This window comes from Mycobacterium sp. SM1 (assembly GCF_018361265.1).
GTDB lineage: Bacteria > Actinomycetota > Actinomycetes > Mycobacteriales > Mycobacteriaceae > Mycobacterium.
In genome coordinates, this window is record NZ_JAFLNH010000002.1 from 1 (window position 1) to 19,371 (window position 19,371).

Here is a 19,371-nt window from a genome sequence, read left to right on the forward strand (position 1 = left end):
ACACCATCACGCGCACGTCCGCTTCTCCGGCGGCACCGACACCACGCTCACCCTGCCCGCCCCCAAACCCGTTGGAGAGCAACGCAAAACACCCGCCAACATCGTCGCCGTCGTTGACGAACTACTCGACGAACACATCAGCGGCGAAGTCGCCGAGATCCTTAACCAGCGTGGTCTGACCACCGGCACCGGGCAGCCCTTCCACCACAAGATCGTGGACAACATCATCCACACCTACCGGCTGCGCAGCCGCCGCCAGCGCCTACGCGCAGCCGGAATGCTCACCCCCACCGAGACGGCCACCCTGCTCGGCATCAGCAGACACACCCTCAAGGCCTGGCACCGCACCGGAATTGTCAGTGGCCTGCGCTATAACGACAAAGGCGAAACGCTCTACCACCCACCCGACCCCGACAACCCACCGCAACGACCCAAAATCGGAAGACGACCAAAACGCGCTGGCCAACCCGAACAAGAAACTCCCCACGCATCAACCCAATGAGGTGCAATATGCAACCCGAGTCTTGTCCTTGGGTTTGAACGCTCTCTCCGGGTCGATCAAGCAGTCATAGTCGGCGGCGAGCTCGGCGTAGGCGCGATTGATTTTGGGGTCATACAGGTCGGGCTTGTCCACCCCGGTCTTCAGGGTGTCACACACCAGCCGGGCCGGGACACCATCGAAGAATTCAAATGCCTCGACATGGCAAGCACACCAGGTAGTTTGGTCCATGCGGATCACGGGTCGCACGAACAGGTGCCGCGAGCACGCCAACACCATCACGAACGCCCACACCGCGACCCGCTTGGCTGTCGCCGGGTTCAGCCACATCCCCAGCTTGCCGTAGTCGATCTGCGCCTCACTGCCCGGTGGCACTTCACCACGCGGCACGGTTACCCGCGCCCGGGCCACCTCCTCAGCGAACTGCGTCGCCACCCAACGCCGTACCGATGACTCCGACGCTTCGACCCCGTGGTCATCCCGCAGCCGCTGCGCGATCGTCGCGACCGTGACATCGGCGTCCAACCAAGCCTTGATCCGGTCGCGATGCGGCTCGATAAGCGGCCACGCCGACGCCCGTGCACCCCGATCATCCAGTCCGGGAAACCACTCCGCGATCCGCTGAGCCCACTGCCCGGCGGTCAATGGTTCGCCGCCAGGATCGATGCCCTCGGCGATTGCCGGGGCAAGATACTTGCGGATCGTCTTGCGATCCATCCCCAGCGACTGCCACAACTGCACCTGTGAGCGGCCAGCTTGCCAATGCGTGTACAACTCGATCAGATCGAACATCTCGATATCTCTCCTCGCCATCAGCGCCCTTCCGTCCGCCGTTCTCCGACGACTTCAGAGCGAACTTGTGTGCGAGGCCCACACCCGGTAGACACGCCGCCCAGGGTGGGGAATTACCTGACAGCCAGGGTGGGGAATTCCGTGACGGACAACCCCTCAAACCTGGGGAATTGCGTGACCGCTGACAGCCGAGAAAGCCGGCCTGCACTTGTCGGGCGGCGTCGGTGTCAGCGCTGCTGGCCAAACAACCCGCCCAGCTCAAGCTCGAAACACTCGCCGCGCTGTTCACAGCGCTGGAATGCGCCCCAACGATCTGCTCGACATCGACACCACCCCCGTGGCTGCGCCATGTCCGCCGCCAGCTGTGGCCGCCCGAGCAACGGCACAAGCGCGGCCGGGGCGGTCCATGCCGCCGTTGTGGCTCGCCCGCGCGGTGTCGTGGTCTGCGTGACGTGCGGGCAGCAGCGTCCAAATCAGGCACGTGGCCAGTGCTCGCACTGCTACCATAATGATCCAGCGCTGGTGCACCGCTACCCGAAAAGCTTGCTACGCAACTGGATCCCGAACCGCGGTGGTGGAGAGGATTCGGCGTATTTTTCGCCGAGCGGACGGCGGCGACCCGTGCGGTCTCCATGCTGCACCCGCTCGCCACGGTCCTCGCCCGCATCCCCGGTGCTGACCCGACTGCGGTTCTAGAAGAAGCCCGAAAACCCGGCCCTGCCGTCGGCGAGCTGGCGCCGGCGCTGGAAGCCTATTTCGTCGAATCCAGGCTGGCGCCGGCCCTTGACATCACGACCCAGGCCGCGGCAGATCGGCGCGTACGTCGCATCAGCGGGGTCCCCGACCGATTTCGACCCCTGCCAGCAGTATTCGACACCCATCAGCTGCGGTCACGCGAGCGCGCCCGACGAGCCGGAACCAAGCCCCCGGTCCGACCGCACCATCGAGATCAACCTCACCACTGTCCGTGATCTGGCCCGCTACCTGATCGCCCACCGGACCGGGGTCGCCGATTGGCCCCCGGTCGGCACCGGCGACATCGAAGCCTTCCTCGCCACCATCACCAACTCGAGTAACCGGGCGCGCCACCTGCATACGCCGCAGGGCTTCTTCCGGTTCGCCCAACAGCACCGAGACATCCTTGCCGACCCAAGCCGCCGCCTCAAAGCCAAGAGGGCTCAAAACTGGTTCGGTGGGCAGCCATCGAGGCCACACAGCGTCATCAGACAACACGCAAGATCTCAGCCGACAAGGACCGCACGAAGTCCGCCGCGGCAAGAACATCGCCAGGGTCGCCGCGCCACGCAAACTGCTCACAGCGGTCTACTACGGGCTGTGCGACAGGCACATCCTCGCGCTTGACCAGGGCGGCGTGAGCAACTCCGGACACAACACGCGCGATCGTTCTCATGTCTGATTCCCAATCGGCGTGGTCGCCCCTTGATTGACCCCGCGTGTCAACACCGCACCGCTCCATGGGCTTGACCCGTTTGGTGGACACACGGTCAGGCGGCTTGTGCCGTCTGAGTGAGTCGGTTCTCGAACTCGACGGGGCAAATCATACCCAGGGATGAATGGCGGTGCTTCTCTCGGGGTCGCGGCCTGAGCTGCTGTAGTGCCCCTGCGTTTCCGCAGTTCACGCGGCTGGCTGGTGAAGCATATGGTGCGCAACAGGTGTGGTGCAAGCACTCGTGTGTCAGCCGGTCGGCTGGGAGATGTTGAGCTGGGCCATGAGTTCGCGGTTGGCGGCGCGGGCGGCGGCGAGGTCTTGGTCGCGTTCTTCGAGTTGCAGCCGTAGCTCGACGATTTGTTGTTCGAGTGTGACGATGCGTTGCTGAAGTTGGTCGATGTCGGTGGGGGCACCGAGTCCGCTTGCGCGCTAGGCTTTTTCGCCGAGCAGCTCAGATAAGCGGGTTTCGAGTTGTTGGGTGCGTGCGGCCATGCGGGTGCAGCGTTGCTGGGCGGCGAGCAGGTCAGCTTGCAGTGAGGCGCGAGTGACCGGCGGGCCGATCTCGGGTTTGTCTGGTGGCTGGGTTTCGGCGGTGTGAATGCGTTCGAGCAGGTCGCGGTGGCGGTAGAGGAAGGTGCGGTCGACTCCGGCGCTGCGAGCGATGCCGCTGGCGCTGAGCTCGGCGCCGTCTTTGATGGCGGTGTCGAGCGCGGAAAGGACGCGCTGGCGGCGTCTGGTGGAGTCGGCTCGACGTCCGTCGATCATCGCGTCGACGGCAGGGGTGGTGGTGGTCATGGGGTCCTCTGCGGGCGCAGGTCGGGCAGGGGTTGGCGAGTGCGGGGTATGCCGAGCATGACGCTGCGGTGTCGGCGCACCACAGTGATGGCTCGTTGAGGTTGTTGTCGCTGTTCGGGTTCTAGTTCTTCGAGCCCGCTGCCGATCTGGTCGATCAGGCGACGGATGCGGCGGATCTCCTCCCCCGACGGCATCGCCTCGGCGCGTGCCCAGTCATCGAGTTCGGTGGTGGCGAGCAGGCGTTCTCGGGTGCGCAGCAGGTCGTCGAGGTAGGCATGCGGATCGGGCAGGTAGGAGACGTCGGTGCGGAAGTGGTCGCAGCCAGCGCAGCGGAACCGAAACGGGCAGGCACCGCCGCCGGCCTTGAGGTTGGACGGTTCGGCGCAGACACCGAACGGGACGGCGACCTCGCCGACGGCGCGGCGGGCGTGCTCGGAGTCCAATAATGCTTGGGCTTGCCGCCAGGCGCGGTTGCCGTGCCGGTCGAACTGCATCGCGGTGACACGGTCGACGGCCTCACGGCGGCGGGCTTCGCCGACTCGGTAATAGCCGCTGGTGGTTTCGAGTTTGCGCTGCGACAGCAGCTCTCGCAGCACCTCGACGGGAACACCGGCGTCGGCGTGGCGTTGGGCGTAGCTGTGCCGGTAGGCGTAGAGCACGACCTTGGCTTTGTCGTATTCGACGCCGTCGGCGGTGTGCAGCACCGGCATGCGGTCGACCCAGGTGCGGTGGGCGAATGCGAGGCTGAAGGCGGTGATTGCGCGGCGCCCGCCGGGGTTGCGCCGGTCGGTGGGCAGCAGCTTGAGCTCGCCGATCGAAGTGTGCGGGTAGCGTGCCCGGACCCGTTGCTGCTGGGCGAGGATCACCTCAGCGGTCTGCTCGCCGATCGGCAGGCGCCGTGCGGGACGATTGGCCTTGTGGTTGTCATAGATCAGCACGGGCTGCCCGTCGTCGTCTCGGGTCAGGCAGTCGAAGTCCAGCTCGCAGATCTCTTCGGGACGGCGGCCGGTGTCGATGGCCAACTCCACCGCGGTGCGCGTCTCTGGTGACGTCATTTCAGCCGGGTGGCTGCGCAGTTGCCGCATGATTTCCTGCGGCAGGTCCCGGTTGGGTTCTGCCGGTTCGGGTTCGGCGGGCACGTCGGCCTGCCCAATCGCGAAGTCCTCGCCCAGTCCGGCGGCGATGCCGCCGGGGCGGGTCAGCCCCATCGCGCGGATGCGGGTGAGCACGCCACGAACCTCGCGGCAGGCTCGGATCCGGGCATCACCGCTATTTGGCCGACCGATTCGAGGTAGGCCAGCCGGTGCAGGAACGCCTCCATGTCGGCTCGTCCCAACGCCGCCGGGTGATCGCCGCGGTCATCGCGCATGCGCAGCGACTCCGACAACCGTGTCAGGCAGCCGATATGGTGACGCGCCGCCAGGCCCGCGCTGGCGCGCCGCCCCGGCCGGACACGCCGTTTGGGCAGGTCGTCGGCGGCCCACCGTTTGGCCGTTTCCCGCAGCCAGGTCTAGCTGATACCGGTCAACGACACCGTACCGTGATGCCCAAACACCGTCAGATCCCACTCGTCTTGGGCGACTTCGGTTTCCGGGCTCGACAGGGCGCGGCGGGCATGACCGATCAGGCAGTTGGCCAGCCCGGTGAACTCCAGATCACGCTCATCGCCGGGGATGTAGTCGGCCAGCGAGCCCACCTGCCGCCTCCGGGCGTCGTTGCAGAACGCCCGCAGCACGGCATCATCGGTTTTGACCGCGTTGATCCGGCAGCGCTGCTGCAAGCCCACCAGCAATTCGGCGACGACCAGCGGCGGCAGACCGCGCAGACTGACCTCACCGCCGCGACCGATCGCCGGCTCGGCGACTCGCCAGCGGATTTCATCCAGCTGTGGGTCGCGTGCGCGGGCGGTGCGCAGCCGTTGGTGGCGCGCGTCGCAGTAGAGCCCGTCGGGGTTGCGGCGCTGGCGGGTGCAGGCGGCCACCACGCACGGACCGCACGGCGCAAGGGGGCGGGTTTGCCGGTGGGCAAGAAACTCGTCGATATCGGCAACCAGCAAGGCGCGCAACTGTTCTGCATGTGTGCGGCACAACCCCGAGCTTGCTTATTCCCACTCGCGGCCACAACCGTCCACGACACAGCCATGCGGTCCGCGCCCCGATCGTGGGCGATCGCGCGGTGGAAGCGAGGCGATCTCATCCTCACCGAGCCCGTGTTCGGCGAGCCTACGGCGGCACGAGGCGCAGATCCGCGACGCAGCCTGCGCCGTTGTCGAACAGTCCGCCGCGCGGCAGACGGGCCGGCCCAGCAGTGGATGCTCCGGGGCAAACGACAGCACCCGCCGCGCCGGGTCCCATCCGGCCTCGGTGAGAAACGCGGGGTCGATCACCGTGGCGATCGCTGCAGTGTGCCGATCGATCCCCGGGTCGGCGAACACGTGCGCTCCGCCGGCGACGACCGCCCCCGCCTGCACCGCCTCGGCGCTCACCGGTTCATCCCGGCCAGTCCGCGGGGACTGGGGACCCGGTCGACGGCCTCACGCAGTCGGGCCGGGTCGGGATGCAGGTAGACCTGCGACGAACTCATCGACACATGCCCCATCAGGGTGGCGATCTCATCGAGGGCGGCACCGGCGTCGGCAAGGTTGCTGCCGAACGCGTGCCGCAGCCGATGCGGCGTCACATGCTCGATCCCGGCCCGCCGCGCACACGCGGCGATCAGCTCGTTGATCGCATCTGGGCGCATCGGAGCACCGATCGGCTCGCGAAACAGGTTGACCAACAAGAAATCCGACTCAGCCGCCCGCAGCACCGCAAACCGCTCAAACTCGTAGACGTCGAACACCTGCACCAGCAGAAAATCCAGCGGCACCACCCGCTGGCGACGGGATTTGGCCCACGCCCCGTTCGGATTCTCCCGGCGCACCACATGCAGGTGCGCCCGCGGGATCTCACAGCCCAGCAGACGCGCGTCGGCCAGCAGGTGAACATCCCAGCGCCGCAGGCCACACAACTCCCCGCGGCGCAGCCCGGCCCTGGCCATCAACAACACGATCAGCCGGTCCCGCGCCGACCGGCAGGCCCGCAGCAACGCCACGATCTCGGCGTCGCTGGCCCGGTCCACCATCGCCTCCGGCTCATGCAACCGATGCCGCGCCCGCATCCGCCAGGTCATCCGATGTTCCTCACCGCGAGCCTGCGCGGGCAGGTCACGCTCGTCGGCCAGCTCATAAATCAGCGGCATCAGCTCGCCCGGCGCCTGCCCCGATGTCACCGCGTGGGCGACGAACCCCCGCACCGCGGTCAGCACACCGTTGATCCGCCGCGCCCCACGCGCCGGTTCCGTGCCCGGACCGGCCAGCACCTGCCCACCCACCACAACATCAGCGCCGCTGGCCTGCGGCCCCGCGTGACGCAGCCAGGTGATGAACAACCCCAGCGCCGCCCCCCCGTCATGCCAGTGCCGGCCGGTGCGAACACACCAACGCAGGAACAACGCGAGGCCACCCGCATACGACCTAGTCGTCAACTCCGAGCCGTCACGACCGAATCGGACATGGCGCAAGAATGCGTCCGCCTCGTCGAGCGCCGCCAGATCCTCATCGAGCACCGCCCAGTACCTCACCCCAGACGGCAACCTCACCAAAAACGCCCGCATCCCGATCTCCTTATCTGTGATGCGGACCCCGGTAAAGGGGTGGATCCGGGTTGTTTTGTTGAATGGCCTCGTTCTAGGCGATGCTTTTATGCGGTGGATCGCAGTCGGGGTCAAGGTGGAGCGCCCGCAGCGCAGCGAGGACGAACGACCTTGAGGCCGACGAGAAGCCAGCCGCATACTCGGTCAGCGAGGAACGAGTCGAAATCGTTGTGGTTCAAGCCATCTGGTGCCTCCGGTGAGGAAAAGTGGTGCGCGAGACGCGTCGGGCGTGCCGGCGCCCAGCCTTATCTGGGTCCACGGACAATGGTCCGGCGACATGATGATCGATGGGGTGCCCGACACGGTGCGGGCCGCCGAAGAAAGTGCGGCCGCTCATTCTCCCCAGGAGGTCCGCCCAGCAAGGGGCGGCGGCAGGAGACACTCGGGAGCCAGCCGCAAGCATCAGTGGATTTATGGGCAGGGCACGCACGCAACGCATGGTTAGGCGGCCACCTCCTTGGGTTCGGCGACTGGTGGCGTCAGCGCTGCATCGCCGAGGTCACGCAGGCTGTGATAGCAGCGACGCAGCAGCTTGCGTTCCACCGCCAGGGTCGGGTCCTTGCCGTTGCCGCGGGGGCGGGCGGCGATTTGGTGGTAGTAGGCGTAATCCGGGGAACTGCGCCGGGCAGCGCACTTGGCCGCTTCAAACGCCGCCCAGCGCAGCTCGGATGAGCCCTGCCGCGACAGATGCCCCGGCAAGCATTTGCCGTCGGTCGAGTAGACGGTCACATCCAGGCCGGCGAAGCGCACCAGCTGATCGGAGCTAGAAAACCGGCGCGCATCGCCGATCTCAGCCCACATGATCACCGCGCACAACCAGCCAATGCCGTATGGCGTTGCAAAGCTTGACAGCCCGGCTGGCGGCGGGCGAAGTTGATCAATTGTGCTCGCAGCGGCTAGATCTCGCCGGTCAGCTCATCAATGTGCCGCAGCGCGGTATCGACGTACTGGCGTCCAGCCGCCGACAACTCGGCACCCGCGAGCGCCTCACGGCCCGCCGCCGACAGCAGCGCTCTAATCGGTGGGCAGCCTTGATGAAACAGTTGGGCATGAATACGCTGCTGCCAGGCCCGCCGCTCGTCCATCAGCGTGCAGTACAACCGACCCAGGTTGCGGGTCTCCAAAACGTGCACCGGCGGGATCCACGACTCGGGGAACCGGCCCTGCAACAGCAAGGTGCGCAGCAGCCGCGCATCCGCGCGATCAGTCTTGGCGCGCTTCTTGCGGCCCCGTAGCGCCGCGGTCTCGGCCGGATCGCCCAAATGCGCCACCACCCCCGCCGCGACCAACTCCTCGACTACATACCGCCACCCCGTGCAACCCTCCAGCGCGAATTCCGCGTTGCCGTCGGGACAGTGCTCGGCCAACCAGGCTTGGGCTTGATCCCGTTTGGTGGACACACGGTCAGGTGGCTTGTGCCGTCTGAGTGAGTCGGTTCTCGAACTCGACGGGGCAAATCATACCCAGGGATGAATGGCGCCTGCGTCGGTTGTAGACGCGCTCGATCCAATCGCCGACGGCGAGTTTGGCGGCGGCTTTGGTTCGCCACACGTAGCGGTCGTAGAACTCGACTTTCAGTGTCGCCCAGAATGATTCCTGCTGGGCGTTGTCCCAACACACCGCGGTGCGGCCAACCGAGCGGGCCAGGTTGTGCTCGCGGGCGAACCGCGCGAGCTGCGCTGAGGTGTACTGGCAGCCGCGATCAGCGTGCACCACGACCTGCTGGGGCGGGCTCGCCGCGCATCGCCACGGCCATCTCCAAAGCGCCCTGGACCAGATCGGTGTGCAGGCAATCGTCGCTGCCCCAGCCGATCACCTTTCGTGAGCAGCCATCGCGCACGGCACACAAATACAGCCAGCCCTCACCCGTGCCCAAATAGGTGATGTCGCTGGTCCACACCCGGTTGAGTATCGCGGTGTCGAAACGGCGTTTGAGCGGGTCTTTGGGCACCGCGGCAGCCAGGTCAACCACCGTGGTCGCCGGCGCGAGCCGGCGGGGGCTGATCCCGGCCAAACCCCGCCGGCGCAGCGAGGCCGCCACCGTTTTCCGTGACACCGTCTCACCGTCGTCGCCTAGATCGGCCAGGATGCGTGGGGCGCCGTACACACCGTCAGAGGCCGCGTGAAACGTCGCGACCTTGGCGTCCAGCTCGGCGCGGCGCTGCTGCGCCGGGGTCGGCCCACTATCACGGGATGTGCGCCACTTGTAGTACCCCGAGCGCGACACCTCCAGCAGCTCGCGCATCCGCTTAACCGGGTCGGTGGCCTGCTGCGCCTCGATCACCCGGTAGGCTGCTACCGGTGCTGCTCGGCGACGAAGAAGGCCGCGGCTTTTTTCAGAAACTCACGGTCCACGCGTAATTCAGCGTTTTCGCGGCGCAGCCGCTCCAGCTCTGCGCGTTCATCAGCATCGAACACCGCGCCAGTATCACCAGCCGATAGGGCTCGGCGTTGCAGGCGCACCCAACGCCCCAGCACTTGTTCACCAACACCGATCTCGGCGGCCACATGAGCCACCGGCCGGTCGGTCTCAATCACCAGGCGGGCAGCCTGCTCCCGAAACTCCGGGGTGTACTTGCGACGCTTGCCCGACATGCGGACATCCTTCCCGCGGGACCAGCAGCCCCACCAGTCAGGTGTCCACCATCAGGGGTCAACCCCAGTCCATGCCTACACCGGTGGGCGAAGGGGTGACCGGCAGCCGAAACAGTCCGGCCCTGCCCCAAAGTATCTGCACCATCGCAGCTTGGAGAAGGCCCACAACCCAACAATCACGCTGTCGACCTTCCGGCACCGGGCAGTATGCCTCGGCCCGGCCTGGCGTCGAGACTGTTCGTCCTCGCTACGGTGCTGGCGCTGCGTCTTGACCCCGGCCCTTACCCGATGCCTCCCACACGGAAGCCGAAAGCCAGCAAAACCCCTGGTCGGCAACCAGTTGACAGGGCCTCGGCCCTTCAGGGACGACGTGATGCAACAGGGGGTGGTGTTTGGGCGTAGGTCGAACGGCGTGCCGGGGTACGTCGGCTGGGCGCGTCGAGGGAAATAGTCGAGGGAAATCGGAAATACATGTAATGGCACGGTTCGTCTGGGTCGTGTTGGTTGGTTCACCCTGTGACCGCTTTATGCCGGGTGAGATGCGTGGCCGAGCGGTGCGTCAGCCATCTAACGTGTTCGGTCATGTCGGGAGGGAGGGTGTCGCTAGCGCCGCCGCCGCCGCCGGTTCGGTAGCGCTGGGCGACGCAGTGCAAGACACAAGCGAGCTTCCAGTATCCGAACGCCAGATAGAAATCGAGCACGTCGACGTCGATGGCGCGCGCACTGGCATACCATTCAATTGCCTCGCGCCGGGAGGGGAAGCCGTTGGCCGACGTTGGACCTGGGAGCCCGAGCGCGGGCCGCTCGCCGTCCGGTTCGTCCCAGGAGACGAGAAAGTAACCCAGATCGGCGAGCGGATCGCCCAGAGCGGCAATCTCCCAGTCGAGAATCGCGCGGACGGTCCCGCCAAAAGGGTCTAGCACGAGGTTGTCGAATCGGTAATCGCCGTGTACAAGGGAGGTTTCCGTGGTTCTCGGCAGTGTGTCCGCGAGCGCTGCCTGCTGCTTACCCAGGCGGTAGAACGCGTCGACGTCGCCGGTCTGTTCGACCTGGGAAAGCCAGCGGCGTAGCTGGCGGGCGACGTAGCCGTCTCGCGGTCCCAGATCGGCTAGCCCGGTCCGGTCGAGGTCGACCGCGTGCAGTGCGGCTAGGGCCTCGACAGCGCAGCGAGCCGCGGCGGGTCGGGTTGTCTCAGCCAGGGTGGCGGTATCCGTTGGATCGCGGAGCACCGTTCCGGGCACGTCGGTCATGACATAGAACGTCACTCCTAGCACAGACTGGTCTTCGCACAGCGCAATCGGTTTGGGGACGGGCAGCGCCGTGTGTCGGGAAAGCGCGCTAAGGATGCGGTATTCGCGGCGCAAATCATGCGCCCGTGCCGCCAACGGGCCGATAGGCTGCCGCCGCAGTATCCAACTGCGGCCGCGCGATCCGGTGACACGGTAGGTGAGATTTGATCGTCCCCCGGTGATCAGCTGGTACGAGAGCGGTTCGTCCGCGTCACTGATCTGCTCGGTCATCCAAACCAGAGCCGGAGTGATTCGGGGATCGGGAGCGTTCATCGTCGGTACCGGCTGGTGGCGCTAAGAAACTCGTGCGATGCTGCGGCGGCGCCCACCGCAAGCGGTTCGATGTCAACGAGCATGTCGGCAAGGGTTGTCGCGTGTCGCAGTAGTGACTTGGTCGTTGCGAATGCGAACGGCGGCAGTGCGCCCAGGCGGCGGGCAGCGGCGATGGCTTTGGCGACGACGTCAGCGCTGGCCGCGGTATCATTGGCGAGCTGTTGGCGCACAGCGTCATCGGCGTCGACGGGGCTAGCGGAGTAAAGAATGTTTGCGGCGACGGTAGAGCCGGCGCGGTTGCGAAGCAGCGAGATTGATAGCAAGTCTGGCGGAAGGCCGACGCTTAGAAACGACAGGCGCAATACGGCCGTGTCTGCCATGACGATGTAGTCGCAGGCGAGCGCGAGGGAGGCTCCGGCGCCAACGGCGGCTCCATTGACAGCCGCGACGACAGGTTTGGGCGACGAGGTTATCGCGTGAGCGAGTTCGACGAACGCGCGGTGACGTGCGGCGAGTGTCACGGCGTCGGCGCGCGTGGGGATGTCGGCGAGATCTCCGCCAGCGCAGAATGCGGGTGGCGCACCGGTGATCACGATGGCCGCGATCGTGTCGTCGTACTTCGCCTGGTTCACGGCGTCGAGCAGGCGATGTGCGAGCGCGAAGTTTAGCGCGTTGCGTACGCTCGGGCGGTTCAGGGTCAAAATCAGGATGTCGTCCTCCCGTACCGAATCGAGTAGGTCAGGCATTCGCGAGTTCCTGCCTATCGTGGGCGCGCAACAGCCGCCGCGCTATCGACCACCGGTGGGTCTCGGAGGGTCCATCGTAGATGCGGAACGCACGCACCTCCCGCAGAAAGCGGGCGAGGGGAAAGTCGCCGGAGATGCCTCGCGCACCGGCCAGCTGGACCGCTCGGTCCACGACCCGGTTGACCGCCTCGGACACGAACGTTTTGGTGATAGAGCTTTCCGCGCTAGCGCGGTGGCCACTGTCGAGCACCCAGGCCGCGTGCAGTATGAGTACACGCGATGCGGCGATGTCGATCTCGTTGTCTGCCAGCATCTGTTGTGCCATCCCGAGGTCACCGAGTCGGCTCCCGAACAGGTGGCGGCTGGTGGCCACCTCGACGGCGATGTGCTGCGCGCGGCGGGCGAGGCCAAGCCACCGCATGCAGTGCGTGAGCCGCGCAGGGGCCAGCCTCACCTGTGCGTATGCGAAGCCTTTGCCCACCTCGCCGAGGACCGATGACTCCGGAACCTCGCAGTGCTCGAAATGAACCTCGTAGTGGCCCCCGGCAAACCCGGCATCGAGGGTGTCGAGCCGGCGCCCGATGCGGAAGCCTGGTGTTTCCGCGTCCACAAAAAACATTGTGGCCGCATCTTTTCCCACGGCAGGGGTGCGCGCCATGCAGATGGCGTATGCTGCTCCCTCAGCTCCGGTGATGAACCATTTGCTACCATCGATGACCCAGCCGCCGCGAACAGGGCGCGCCGTCGTACGAAGCAGGGACGGATCGGCGCCTGCTCCCGGAGCAGGCTCGGTCATCGTGAAGCAGGACCGGACCTCACCGCGGGCGAGGGGGGCGAGGTAGCGGAGCTTTTGCTCCTCGGTGGCGACGTGTTCGAGCAGATGCATGTTGCCCTCGTCGGGGGCCGCGCAGTTAAGTGCGAGGGGGCCGAGCAGACTGTAGCCCGCCTCCTCGAATACCACCGCGCGCCCACGCATATCGAGACCCCGCCCGCCCCACCTTTCACCAACGTGAGGCGCCAAGAGGCCCGCCTGGCGAGCGGCGGCCTGCAGTACGACGCGGTGCTCGTCGGAGATACCGTGCGGATCGGAAAGCATCTCGTTTTCGGCCGGGATGACGACGTCGGCGATAAAGCTATGCACGCGGTCCCGCAGGTTCTGCAGGTCGGGATCGAGGGTGAAGTCAATTGTCATTGGGCCTCCTCAGGCGATCCTCCAGCCACCGTCGACGACGATGACGGTTCCGGTGATGTAGTCGGGACCGGCCGCCAGGAAGCCGACCGTTTGGGCGATCTCGTCCGCAGTGGCCTGACGATGGGCAGGGATCGTGCGCTCGATGCGCGCGAGCACCGACGGCGCCAGCCCGCGGGTCATCTCCGTATCGACGAAACCGGGTGCCACCGCGGTTACCGCGATTTGGTCTCGCGCGAGTTCGAGAGCGAGTGCCTTGGTTAGACCAATGAGGCCTGCCTTCGCCGACGCGTAGGCAGCGTCACCGGGGAAGCCGTTGAGCCCCACCACGGACGTGACATTGATGATGCGGCCCCCTCGGCGCTCGATCATCCGGGGAACTGCACGGCGGGCGCATAAAAATGCACTCGTCAGGCTGGCGTCGTGTACAAGCCGCCAGTCATCGAGGGTCAGTTTCTGCACCCGCCCGCCACGGTGCGCGCCGGCATTGTTCACAAGTATCCCCACCGGGCCGAGCTCGGCTTCGATCCGGGCGAATGCTTGATCAACCTCATTCTCGTTCGAGACGTCCCCGGCAACGCAGATGGCCGTTCCCCCTGCCGTCGTGATGCTCATGGCGACCTGCTCGGCCTGCGCAGCGCGATTGCGATATCCGATCGCCACGGCAGCACCCACGCTTGCGAGATGTCGGGCGATCGCGGCGCCGATGCCGCGCGATCCCCCTGTCACGAAGGCTGGGATCCCGTTAAGAGAGCCAGGTTCATGCATCGGTGTATCAGAGTCGTTCGATGAGAGTGGCGTTGGCCATGCCGCCGCCCTCGCACATCGTCTGAAGCCCGAACCGACCTCCGATGGATTCGAGTACACCGACCAGTGTGGTTAAAAGCCGTGTGCCCGAGGCTCCCAGCGGGTGCCCCAAAGCGATTGCCCCACCGTGGATGTTAACCCGCTCCGGGTCGACGCCGAGTTCGCGTTGCCACGCCAAAGGCACGCTGGCGAACGCCTCGTTGACCTCGAACGCGTCGACGGCATCGATGCCAACTCCGGCACGCTCGAGAAGGAGTTGGGTGGCCGGGATGATCGCAGTGAGCATGAGGATCGGGTCATCGCCAATGACGGTGAAGGAGCAGAATCGGGCGCGGGGCCGCAGGCCAAGTTGGTGGGCCTTTTGTTCGTTCATAATGAGGACCGCTGACGCTCCGTCGGTGAGTGGTGACGAATTACCGGCTGTAATCTTCCACTCGATTTCTGGGTAGCGGGCGGCCTCTGGCACGTTCGCGAACGCCGGCTTCAATTGGGCCAGTCCTTCACGCGTCGTCGTGGCGCGCACCGTCTCATCCGCACTCACCACGACCTGAGAGCCGTCTGATGCCGTTGTACGCAGCGTAACGATCTCGTTGTCGAAAGCGCCGCTCGCGCCCGCAGCGGCCGCCCGTTGATGCGACTGGAACGCGAACTCGTCAAGTTCCTCTCGTTCCAGCCCCCATTTGGCCGCAACGAGTTCCGCGGAGACGCCTTGTTGGATCAGGCCATCCGGGTACCGTTGAGCGAACCGACTCCCAAAGGGGTTCGCACCCTGCTGAGCCGAGAACATGGGTACTCGGCTCATGGACTCCACACCGCACGCGACGACCACGTCATAGGCACCGGCCATCACCCCCTGGGCGGCGAAGTGGGCGGCCTGCTGACTGGATCCGCATTGGCGGTCCAGCGTTGTCGCGGGTACCCGCTGCGGAAAACCAGCTGCGAGCACGGCGTTGCGCCCCACGTTTGTTGACTGCTCCCCCACCTGTCCGACACACCCGGTGATCACATCATCGATGAGTTCGGGATCTAGGTCGTTGCGCTCAACGAGTGCGCTTAGCACGCCGGAGAGCAGGTCGACGGGGTGTACACCGGATAGCGCGCCGCCCGGTTTTCCTCTGCCTGATGGTGTCCGAACGCCGTCGACGATGACTGCCGTGGTCAAGGGGTTACTCCTTACTCCTTAGTTATCTGCTTCATCTGCCCAGTGGTCACAGGTTGGGTCGCGAGGCCAGCTTTAAAGATCGAGCACAAGCCGCGCTGACTTCGCGCGCCCAACGCAGATGATCATCGTGTCGTTTTTCTCGCGCTCGGCGTCGGTGAGCACGGTGTCGTGGTGTTCGGGTAGGCCGTCTAGAACCGTGGTCACGCAGGCGCCGCAGAATCCCTCCTCGCACGAAGACAACACAGTGGGCACCGCCTCACGGACAACGTCCAGAAGGGAACGGTCCGGGGGGACGTGAAGCACCACACCGGTGCGCCGCAGTTCTACCTCGAAGCTTTTGCCGGTTTCCTGTGGGTGTGTGGAGGATGGTTCTGACGAGGCGAAGCGCTCGACGTGTAGCGCATCGGGCGGTAAGTAGCGTTGACATGCGCTCTCTACTGCCTTAATGAGCCCCTCTGGCCCGCAGCAGTAGATGGCGGTGTCTGTGGAAGCATTCCCCACGATGGATTCGACGTCGAGTACCCCGGTCTCGTTTTGAGGACACAGTTCGACGCGGTTGCCTCCCAGCGACTTGACGTCGGTGGCAAAGGCCATCGAGTCGCGGGACCGTCCGCCGTAGACGAGCCGCCACGGGATCCTTCGCGCCTCGACGGCGCGCACCATCGGCAAGATCGGTGTTATCCCGATGCCTCCGGCGATAAACAGATACCTTTTCGCTTCCACCAGCGGGAAGTGATTCCGCGGCTGGCTGACACCGACATCCTGTCCCACCAGTGCAGGATCGTGGATTTCGATGGATCCGCCGCGACCGGCCGGCTCTCGCAGCACCGCGACGGTATACGCGTCACGGTCGGCCGGGTCTCCGCACAGCGAGTACTGGCGGACTCTTCCAGACGGCAAGATGACGTCGATATGCGCTCCCGGCGTCCACGCCGGCAACGGCAAACCGCGCGGGTGGACGAGGCGCAGCGAAATGACCTCCCGGGCCTCACGTCGCGCGCGCTCGACCCGCAGGGTCTGTAGTCCGCAGGACTGTTTGACGTCTGAATTTTGGGCGGCGCGTGGCCCTGCGACCTGTTGGGCCGTTGAGCTATCGCCGCCTTCAGGAGATACCGCGCACGACCAGGCATTGCTAGCCGGTTCCGGATGGCTCTGGACTGCCGGAAGATGTGTGATCATCGCTGGAGCTGCGGCTGCGCATCGATTGACTCGGCAGGAGCATCACCCTCGACGGTGGTGATGGTGTCGAGCACGCTATTGATAAGCCGGTAGGCCGAGGGCGCGTCGCTGAGCGGCTGGTTGCTTAACCCGGCGCCGGCATACACTAAGCCCGCCCACGATTGGCGGTCCTCGGGGTGGAACAGTGCGAGTTCGGCCTCAACGAGGATGAGGTCGATTGTAGGAGGATCGCCGGTGAGCTTGCCGTCGGTCCACGTGACATGAACCCGGCTGCCGTTGCGGCTGCCGCGCACGGTGAAGCGGCGCCTTGGAACTTTGTTGCCCCCTTCCAACAGTGTCACCGCAGGACCCCTATCGACTGCCATACCTGCAGCAGTCCCTCGTCGCCCTCGAGGTTCTCGTCCCAGCCATAGGGCTTGGCGAACACGAACGTCTGCGGTTCCGGGTATGTGGCGTCGCTGACATCGAAAGTCGTGACGGAGATCGAACGCTGCCCTACTGCGACGAGGAAGTACTCGTGGTAATCCGACAGCTGAACATCGAAGACGGTGATCGCGGGGTGGGGATGCAACGTCCGTACCGCCCCGCGCCGGTCGCCAACCAGCTCGCTGTCCGAGCCCAGGATCTCGGTCACAGGTATCTCCGGCTAGCGGTATCATCCGGCACCTCGATGCCCATCTTCTCCAGGATGGGTCGAGTGTCGCGAATATATCGCCGCCGGAGCTCTTCGTTGTTCTCCTGGCGCAGTCCCCACTTGACATATGCGTCGGAGAACTCCGAGTCCGATCGGCCGAACATGTCGAGAGCGGCCGGCCACCAGATCTTGATCTTTTCGTTGGCCTCTGCCAAGCCATCCTGTGTGCTACAGATACGGCGAAGATTGTTCATCCCGAAGGTTGCGTGAAACACTTCGTCCTTGTGCAGGCGATCGGCTACGTTCAGCAACGGCTCATACGGGACCCCTTCCCAGGTCTCGCCGATATAGCAGCCCACCCGGTCGCCCACCCCATTGAAGTAGGCGAGGTCGCAGAACGTCTCGATAGGTAGCTTGAAAAAGTACTGTTGGATCTCGCTGGTCACGGGGCCTACACCGAGGCCTTCGAGAATCCGGGCGGTGATAGCGCCGTGCTCGACCTCTTGCTGCATGAGCTTGGCGTAGGTGACCTTGAGCTTCTCGTCCGGTATCAGGGTCATCCCCTTGACCCACAACTGATTCAGCAGGTCGATGTAGTGGGGGTTGGTAGTGTTCTCTAGATGGTGGGTAAGCATCCGAATCAGCAGCGTACGGAACTCCTCCGGCATGTCGGGGTCGTTTTCGGCATAAACCTTCCCGTGGGTAGCGGCGGTCATGAAGGGCCTCCTTGTTAGGGGATCCACGCTATACAGACATCAAACCGGAGACGCCCAAATATGTCAACCGACCAGTCGGACGAATTAATTTCCCGCCAAGAGGTGGCGACAAGCGTCCTTCTCGAGCCCGATAAGCCCGAGAAAGCCCCGTATCCGCAAGCGATCCGGTGTTGCGGGAGTCCGGCGGATACGCTGTTGCTATTTGGCGCTGGCGGCGTCGATAGTCATCTTGCTAAGGTCAACAGAGACGTCTGAGCCGAGCACCAGACGCACGAAGTTTCGGGCGACTTCCTGCCAGTCGTCGACCTCGGGGCTGAACCACTTGTAGATCCAACTGGTTAACCCGAGGAGCGCGTGCGCGGCATACTTCGGGTCCACTGGCGTTATCACACCCTCTTTGACGGCAAAATCTACCGCCTCGATGAAGTGGCGCGCGTACCGACGCTCCTTAGCCAGCATGTCGGCCTCGTATTCGGAGGAGAGGCGTGGCCTGTTGCCGAAGAAAACCGCGAATAGGCTGGGCTCTTCGGCGACCAATTCGACCTGATGGGTGATCATGGCCGCAAGCCGTTCCCGGGGGTCGGGGAGTGTTGAGATCTGCTCGAGTCGCTGGAGTCCCTGACTGATGGCGCGATCGAAGATGAGGTACAGCAGGTACGCCTTGGACTCGATGTAGTGGTACAGGCTGGCCTTACGAATATCCAGTTCAGCGGCGACGTCGTCGAGTGAGGCGGCGTCATACCCGTGGAGGTGGAAGGCGCGAATCGCGGCAGCGATGATTGCCTCGCGTCGCTCCAAGTACTCCGGCGTCGGCTCAGTAAGCCGAGGACGGCCTCGTCGTCTTATATGCGTACCTGATGACATCGAGTGCTGACCATACCCTTTGAAGTGCGGTTTTGTGTTTGTACCTCGGTTGCAGGAGCAGACCGACTCCTAGGCCCATATTGGGACTTGACAACGGCTACTGCGAATATATTCTACCTCACAGTCGATAGAAAGTGTGGACTGCGTCACGGTCGCTGGAAAGGGGGGCTCTCACGGCCAACGAAGCCTATCGGAGCTTGCGGCCTCTTGGAGTCATCCGGTCTCGGGAGGTCAAGGATGACGCACCACCATCCTCCTGCGGCGCGATTTTAACAAGGAAAGGAGCGCGATGAACCTAACTGCGAAGGGTGAGATTTTGATTGAGGTTCGCCAGCGGGTCGAACCGGTCAAGCTCGCTGAGGTGGCGGCCGCGATTGGGACCGAGAGCGCCGATGAGACGGCGCGGCTTACGCCCTATTTCGGCCCCACCGTGGCTGGCGAACAGCTGTTGGTGGATCGACTCGGGCTCGACCTGTCGCGCGCATTGCTCGCGGGCCAATCCTACGAGTGGCAACGGCCGTTCGAGCCTCAAGAGGCCGTCACGATCCGAGTTTACATCGACGACGTGTATGAAAAAGGCAGCAACACGTTCGGGGTGGTCGCGACCGAAATCCGCGCCGAATCGGGCGAACTGGTCCAGCAGCAGCGCACGACCTTCATCGAGGCGACGGCCAAATGACCGAGTTTC

The 19,371-nt window shown here is 64.9% G+C and carries 20 protein-coding genes and 3 pseudogenes; 2 read left to right on the forward strand and 21 right to left on the reverse strand.

The genetic code is table 11. The features are described 5' to 3' along the window. A pseudogene (locus MSM1_RS21790) lies at nucleotides 1-502 on the forward strand (helix-turn-helix domain-containing protein); the annotation flags it as partial. Between the two features lie 12 nt (nucleotides 503-514). Here MSM1_RS21790 and istA read toward each other — a convergent pair. The 21 genes and pseudogenes from istA to MSM1_RS09705 all read right to left on the reverse strand — a co-directional run. After that, nucleotides 515-1,291: pseudogene (gene istA, locus MSM1_RS09605) on the reverse strand (IS21 family transposase); the annotation flags it as partial. 692 nt (nucleotides 1,292-1,983) lie between these two features. After that, a complete protein-coding gene (locus MSM1_RS09615) occupies nucleotides 1,984-2,172 on the reverse strand; it encodes a hypothetical protein (RefSeq protein ID WP_213441712.1) in 189 nt (62 codons plus the stop codon). 998 nt (nucleotides 2,173-3,170) lie between these two features. After that, complete coding sequence (locus tag MSM1_RS09620) at nucleotides 3,171-3,536, reverse strand: DUF6262 family protein (protein WP_236055897.1); 366 nt, start codon at nucleotides 3,534-3,536, stop codon at nucleotides 3,171-3,173. Continuing rightward, on the reverse strand, nucleotides 3,533-4,765 hold the full coding sequence (locus MSM1_RS09625; protein WP_307857348.1) for a site-specific integrase: 1,233 nt from the start codon (nucleotides 4,763-4,765) through the stop codon (nucleotides 3,533-3,535). Before MSM1_RS09625 ends, MSM1_RS09620 begins: the two co-directional genes overlap by 4 nt. Further along, nucleotides 4,735-4,905, reverse strand: a complete 171-nt coding sequence (locus MSM1_RS09630; RefSeq protein ID WP_213441714.1) for a hypothetical protein — start codon at nucleotides 4,903-4,905, stop codon at nucleotides 4,735-4,737. The genes MSM1_RS09625 and MSM1_RS09630 overlap by 31 nt, the downstream gene beginning before the upstream one ends. A gap of 141 nt (nucleotides 4,906-5,046) precedes the next feature. Then, nucleotides 5,047-5,601, reverse strand: coding sequence for a hypothetical protein (locus MSM1_RS09635; RefSeq protein WP_213441716.1), 555 nt, complete (start codon nucleotides 5,599-5,601; stop codon nucleotides 5,047-5,049). Nucleotides 5,602-5,637: 36 nt separating this feature from the next. Next, on the reverse strand, nucleotides 5,638-6,021 hold the full coding sequence (locus tag MSM1_RS09640) for a hypothetical protein (RefSeq protein WP_213441718.1): 384 nt from the start codon (nucleotides 6,019-6,021) through the stop codon (nucleotides 5,638-5,640). Continuing rightward, nucleotides 6,018-7,190 carry a site-specific integrase gene (locus tag MSM1_RS09645; RefSeq protein WP_213441720.1) on the reverse strand — a complete coding sequence of 391 codons (1,173 nt, stop codon included), beginning with the start codon at nucleotides 7,188-7,190 and terminating at the stop codon, nucleotides 6,018-6,020. Before MSM1_RS09645 ends, MSM1_RS09640 begins: the two co-directional genes overlap by 4 nt. A gap of 480 nt (nucleotides 7,191-7,670) precedes the next feature. Further along, the gene (locus MSM1_RS21795) at nucleotides 7,671-8,030 is read right to left on the reverse strand and encodes a transposase (RefSeq protein WP_236055998.1); all 360 of its coding nucleotides are present in this window, start codon (nucleotides 8,028-8,030) and stop codon (nucleotides 7,671-7,673) included. A gap of 95 nt (nucleotides 8,031-8,125) precedes the next feature. Next, nucleotides 8,126-8,629 (reverse strand): hypothetical protein, encoded by a 504-nt coding sequence (locus MSM1_RS21800; RefSeq protein ID WP_307857349.1) that lies wholly within the window; start codon nucleotides 8,627-8,629, stop codon nucleotides 8,126-8,128. A gap of 4 nt (nucleotides 8,630-8,633) precedes the next feature. Next, nucleotides 8,634-9,824: pseudogene (locus MSM1_RS09655) on the reverse strand (IS3 family transposase). Nucleotides 9,825-10,333: 509 nt separating this feature from the next. Continuing rightward, nucleotides 10,334-11,344 (reverse strand): phosphotransferase family protein, encoded by a 1,011-nt coding sequence (locus MSM1_RS09660; protein WP_213441722.1) that lies wholly within the window; start codon nucleotides 11,342-11,344, stop codon nucleotides 10,334-10,336. A gap of 38 nt (nucleotides 11,345-11,382) precedes the next feature. Further along, a complete protein-coding gene (locus MSM1_RS09665) occupies nucleotides 11,383-12,132 on the reverse strand; it encodes an enoyl-CoA hydratase/isomerase family protein (RefSeq protein ID WP_213441724.1) in 750 nt (249 codons plus the stop codon). Continuing rightward, on the reverse strand, nucleotides 12,125-13,324 hold the full coding sequence (locus MSM1_RS09670) for an acyl-CoA dehydrogenase family protein (RefSeq protein WP_213441726.1): 1,200 nt from the start codon (nucleotides 13,322-13,324) through the stop codon (nucleotides 12,125-12,127). The genes MSM1_RS09665 and MSM1_RS09670 overlap by 8 nt, the downstream gene beginning before the upstream one ends. A gap of 9 nt (nucleotides 13,325-13,333) precedes the next feature. Beyond that, nucleotides 13,334-14,089, reverse strand: a complete 756-nt coding sequence (locus tag MSM1_RS09675) for a 3-oxoacyl-ACP reductase family protein (protein ID WP_213441728.1) — start codon at nucleotides 14,087-14,089, stop codon at nucleotides 13,334-13,336. A 7-nt stretch (nucleotides 14,090-14,096) separates the two neighbouring features. Further along, a complete protein-coding gene (locus MSM1_RS09680) occupies nucleotides 14,097-15,290 on the reverse strand; it encodes an acetyl-CoA C-acyltransferase (RefSeq protein WP_213441730.1) in 1,194 nt (397 codons plus the stop codon). Between the two features lie 72 nt (nucleotides 15,291-15,362). Further along, nucleotides 15,363-16,469, reverse strand: a complete 1,107-nt coding sequence (locus MSM1_RS09685; RefSeq protein WP_213441732.1) for a PDR/VanB family oxidoreductase — start codon at nucleotides 16,467-16,469, stop codon at nucleotides 15,363-15,365. Further along, complete coding sequence (locus tag MSM1_RS09690; RefSeq protein WP_307857350.1) at nucleotides 16,466-16,810, reverse strand: hypothetical protein; 345 nt, start codon at nucleotides 16,808-16,810, stop codon at nucleotides 16,466-16,468. The genes MSM1_RS09685 and MSM1_RS09690 overlap by 4 nt, the downstream gene beginning before the upstream one ends. Then, on the reverse strand, nucleotides 16,807-17,103 hold the full coding sequence (locus tag MSM1_RS09695; protein ID WP_307857351.1) for a hypothetical protein: 297 nt from the start codon (nucleotides 17,101-17,103) through the stop codon (nucleotides 16,807-16,809). Before MSM1_RS09695 ends, MSM1_RS09690 begins: the two co-directional genes overlap by 4 nt. Beyond that, nucleotides 17,100-17,819: a Phenylacetic acid catabolic protein gene (locus tag MSM1_RS09700; RefSeq protein WP_213441734.1), complete on the reverse strand. Its 720-nt coding sequence runs from the start codon at nucleotides 17,817-17,819 to the stop codon at nucleotides 17,100-17,102. The genes MSM1_RS09695 and MSM1_RS09700 overlap by 4 nt, the downstream gene beginning before the upstream one ends. A 198-nt stretch (nucleotides 17,820-18,017) precedes the next feature. Next, nucleotides 18,018-18,683 (reverse strand): TetR/AcrR family transcriptional regulator, encoded by a 666-nt coding sequence (locus MSM1_RS09705; protein WP_213441735.1) that lies wholly within the window; start codon nucleotides 18,681-18,683, stop codon nucleotides 18,018-18,020. A gap of 289 nt (nucleotides 18,684-18,972) precedes the next feature. Here MSM1_RS09705 and MSM1_RS09710 point away from each other — a divergent pair, with 289 nt between their 5' ends. Continuing rightward, nucleotides 18,973-19,362, forward strand: coding sequence for a MaoC family dehydratase N-terminal domain-containing protein (locus MSM1_RS09710; protein WP_213441737.1), 390 nt, complete (start codon nucleotides 18,973-18,975; stop codon nucleotides 19,360-19,362). Nucleotides 19,363-19,371 lie beyond the last annotated feature (9 nt).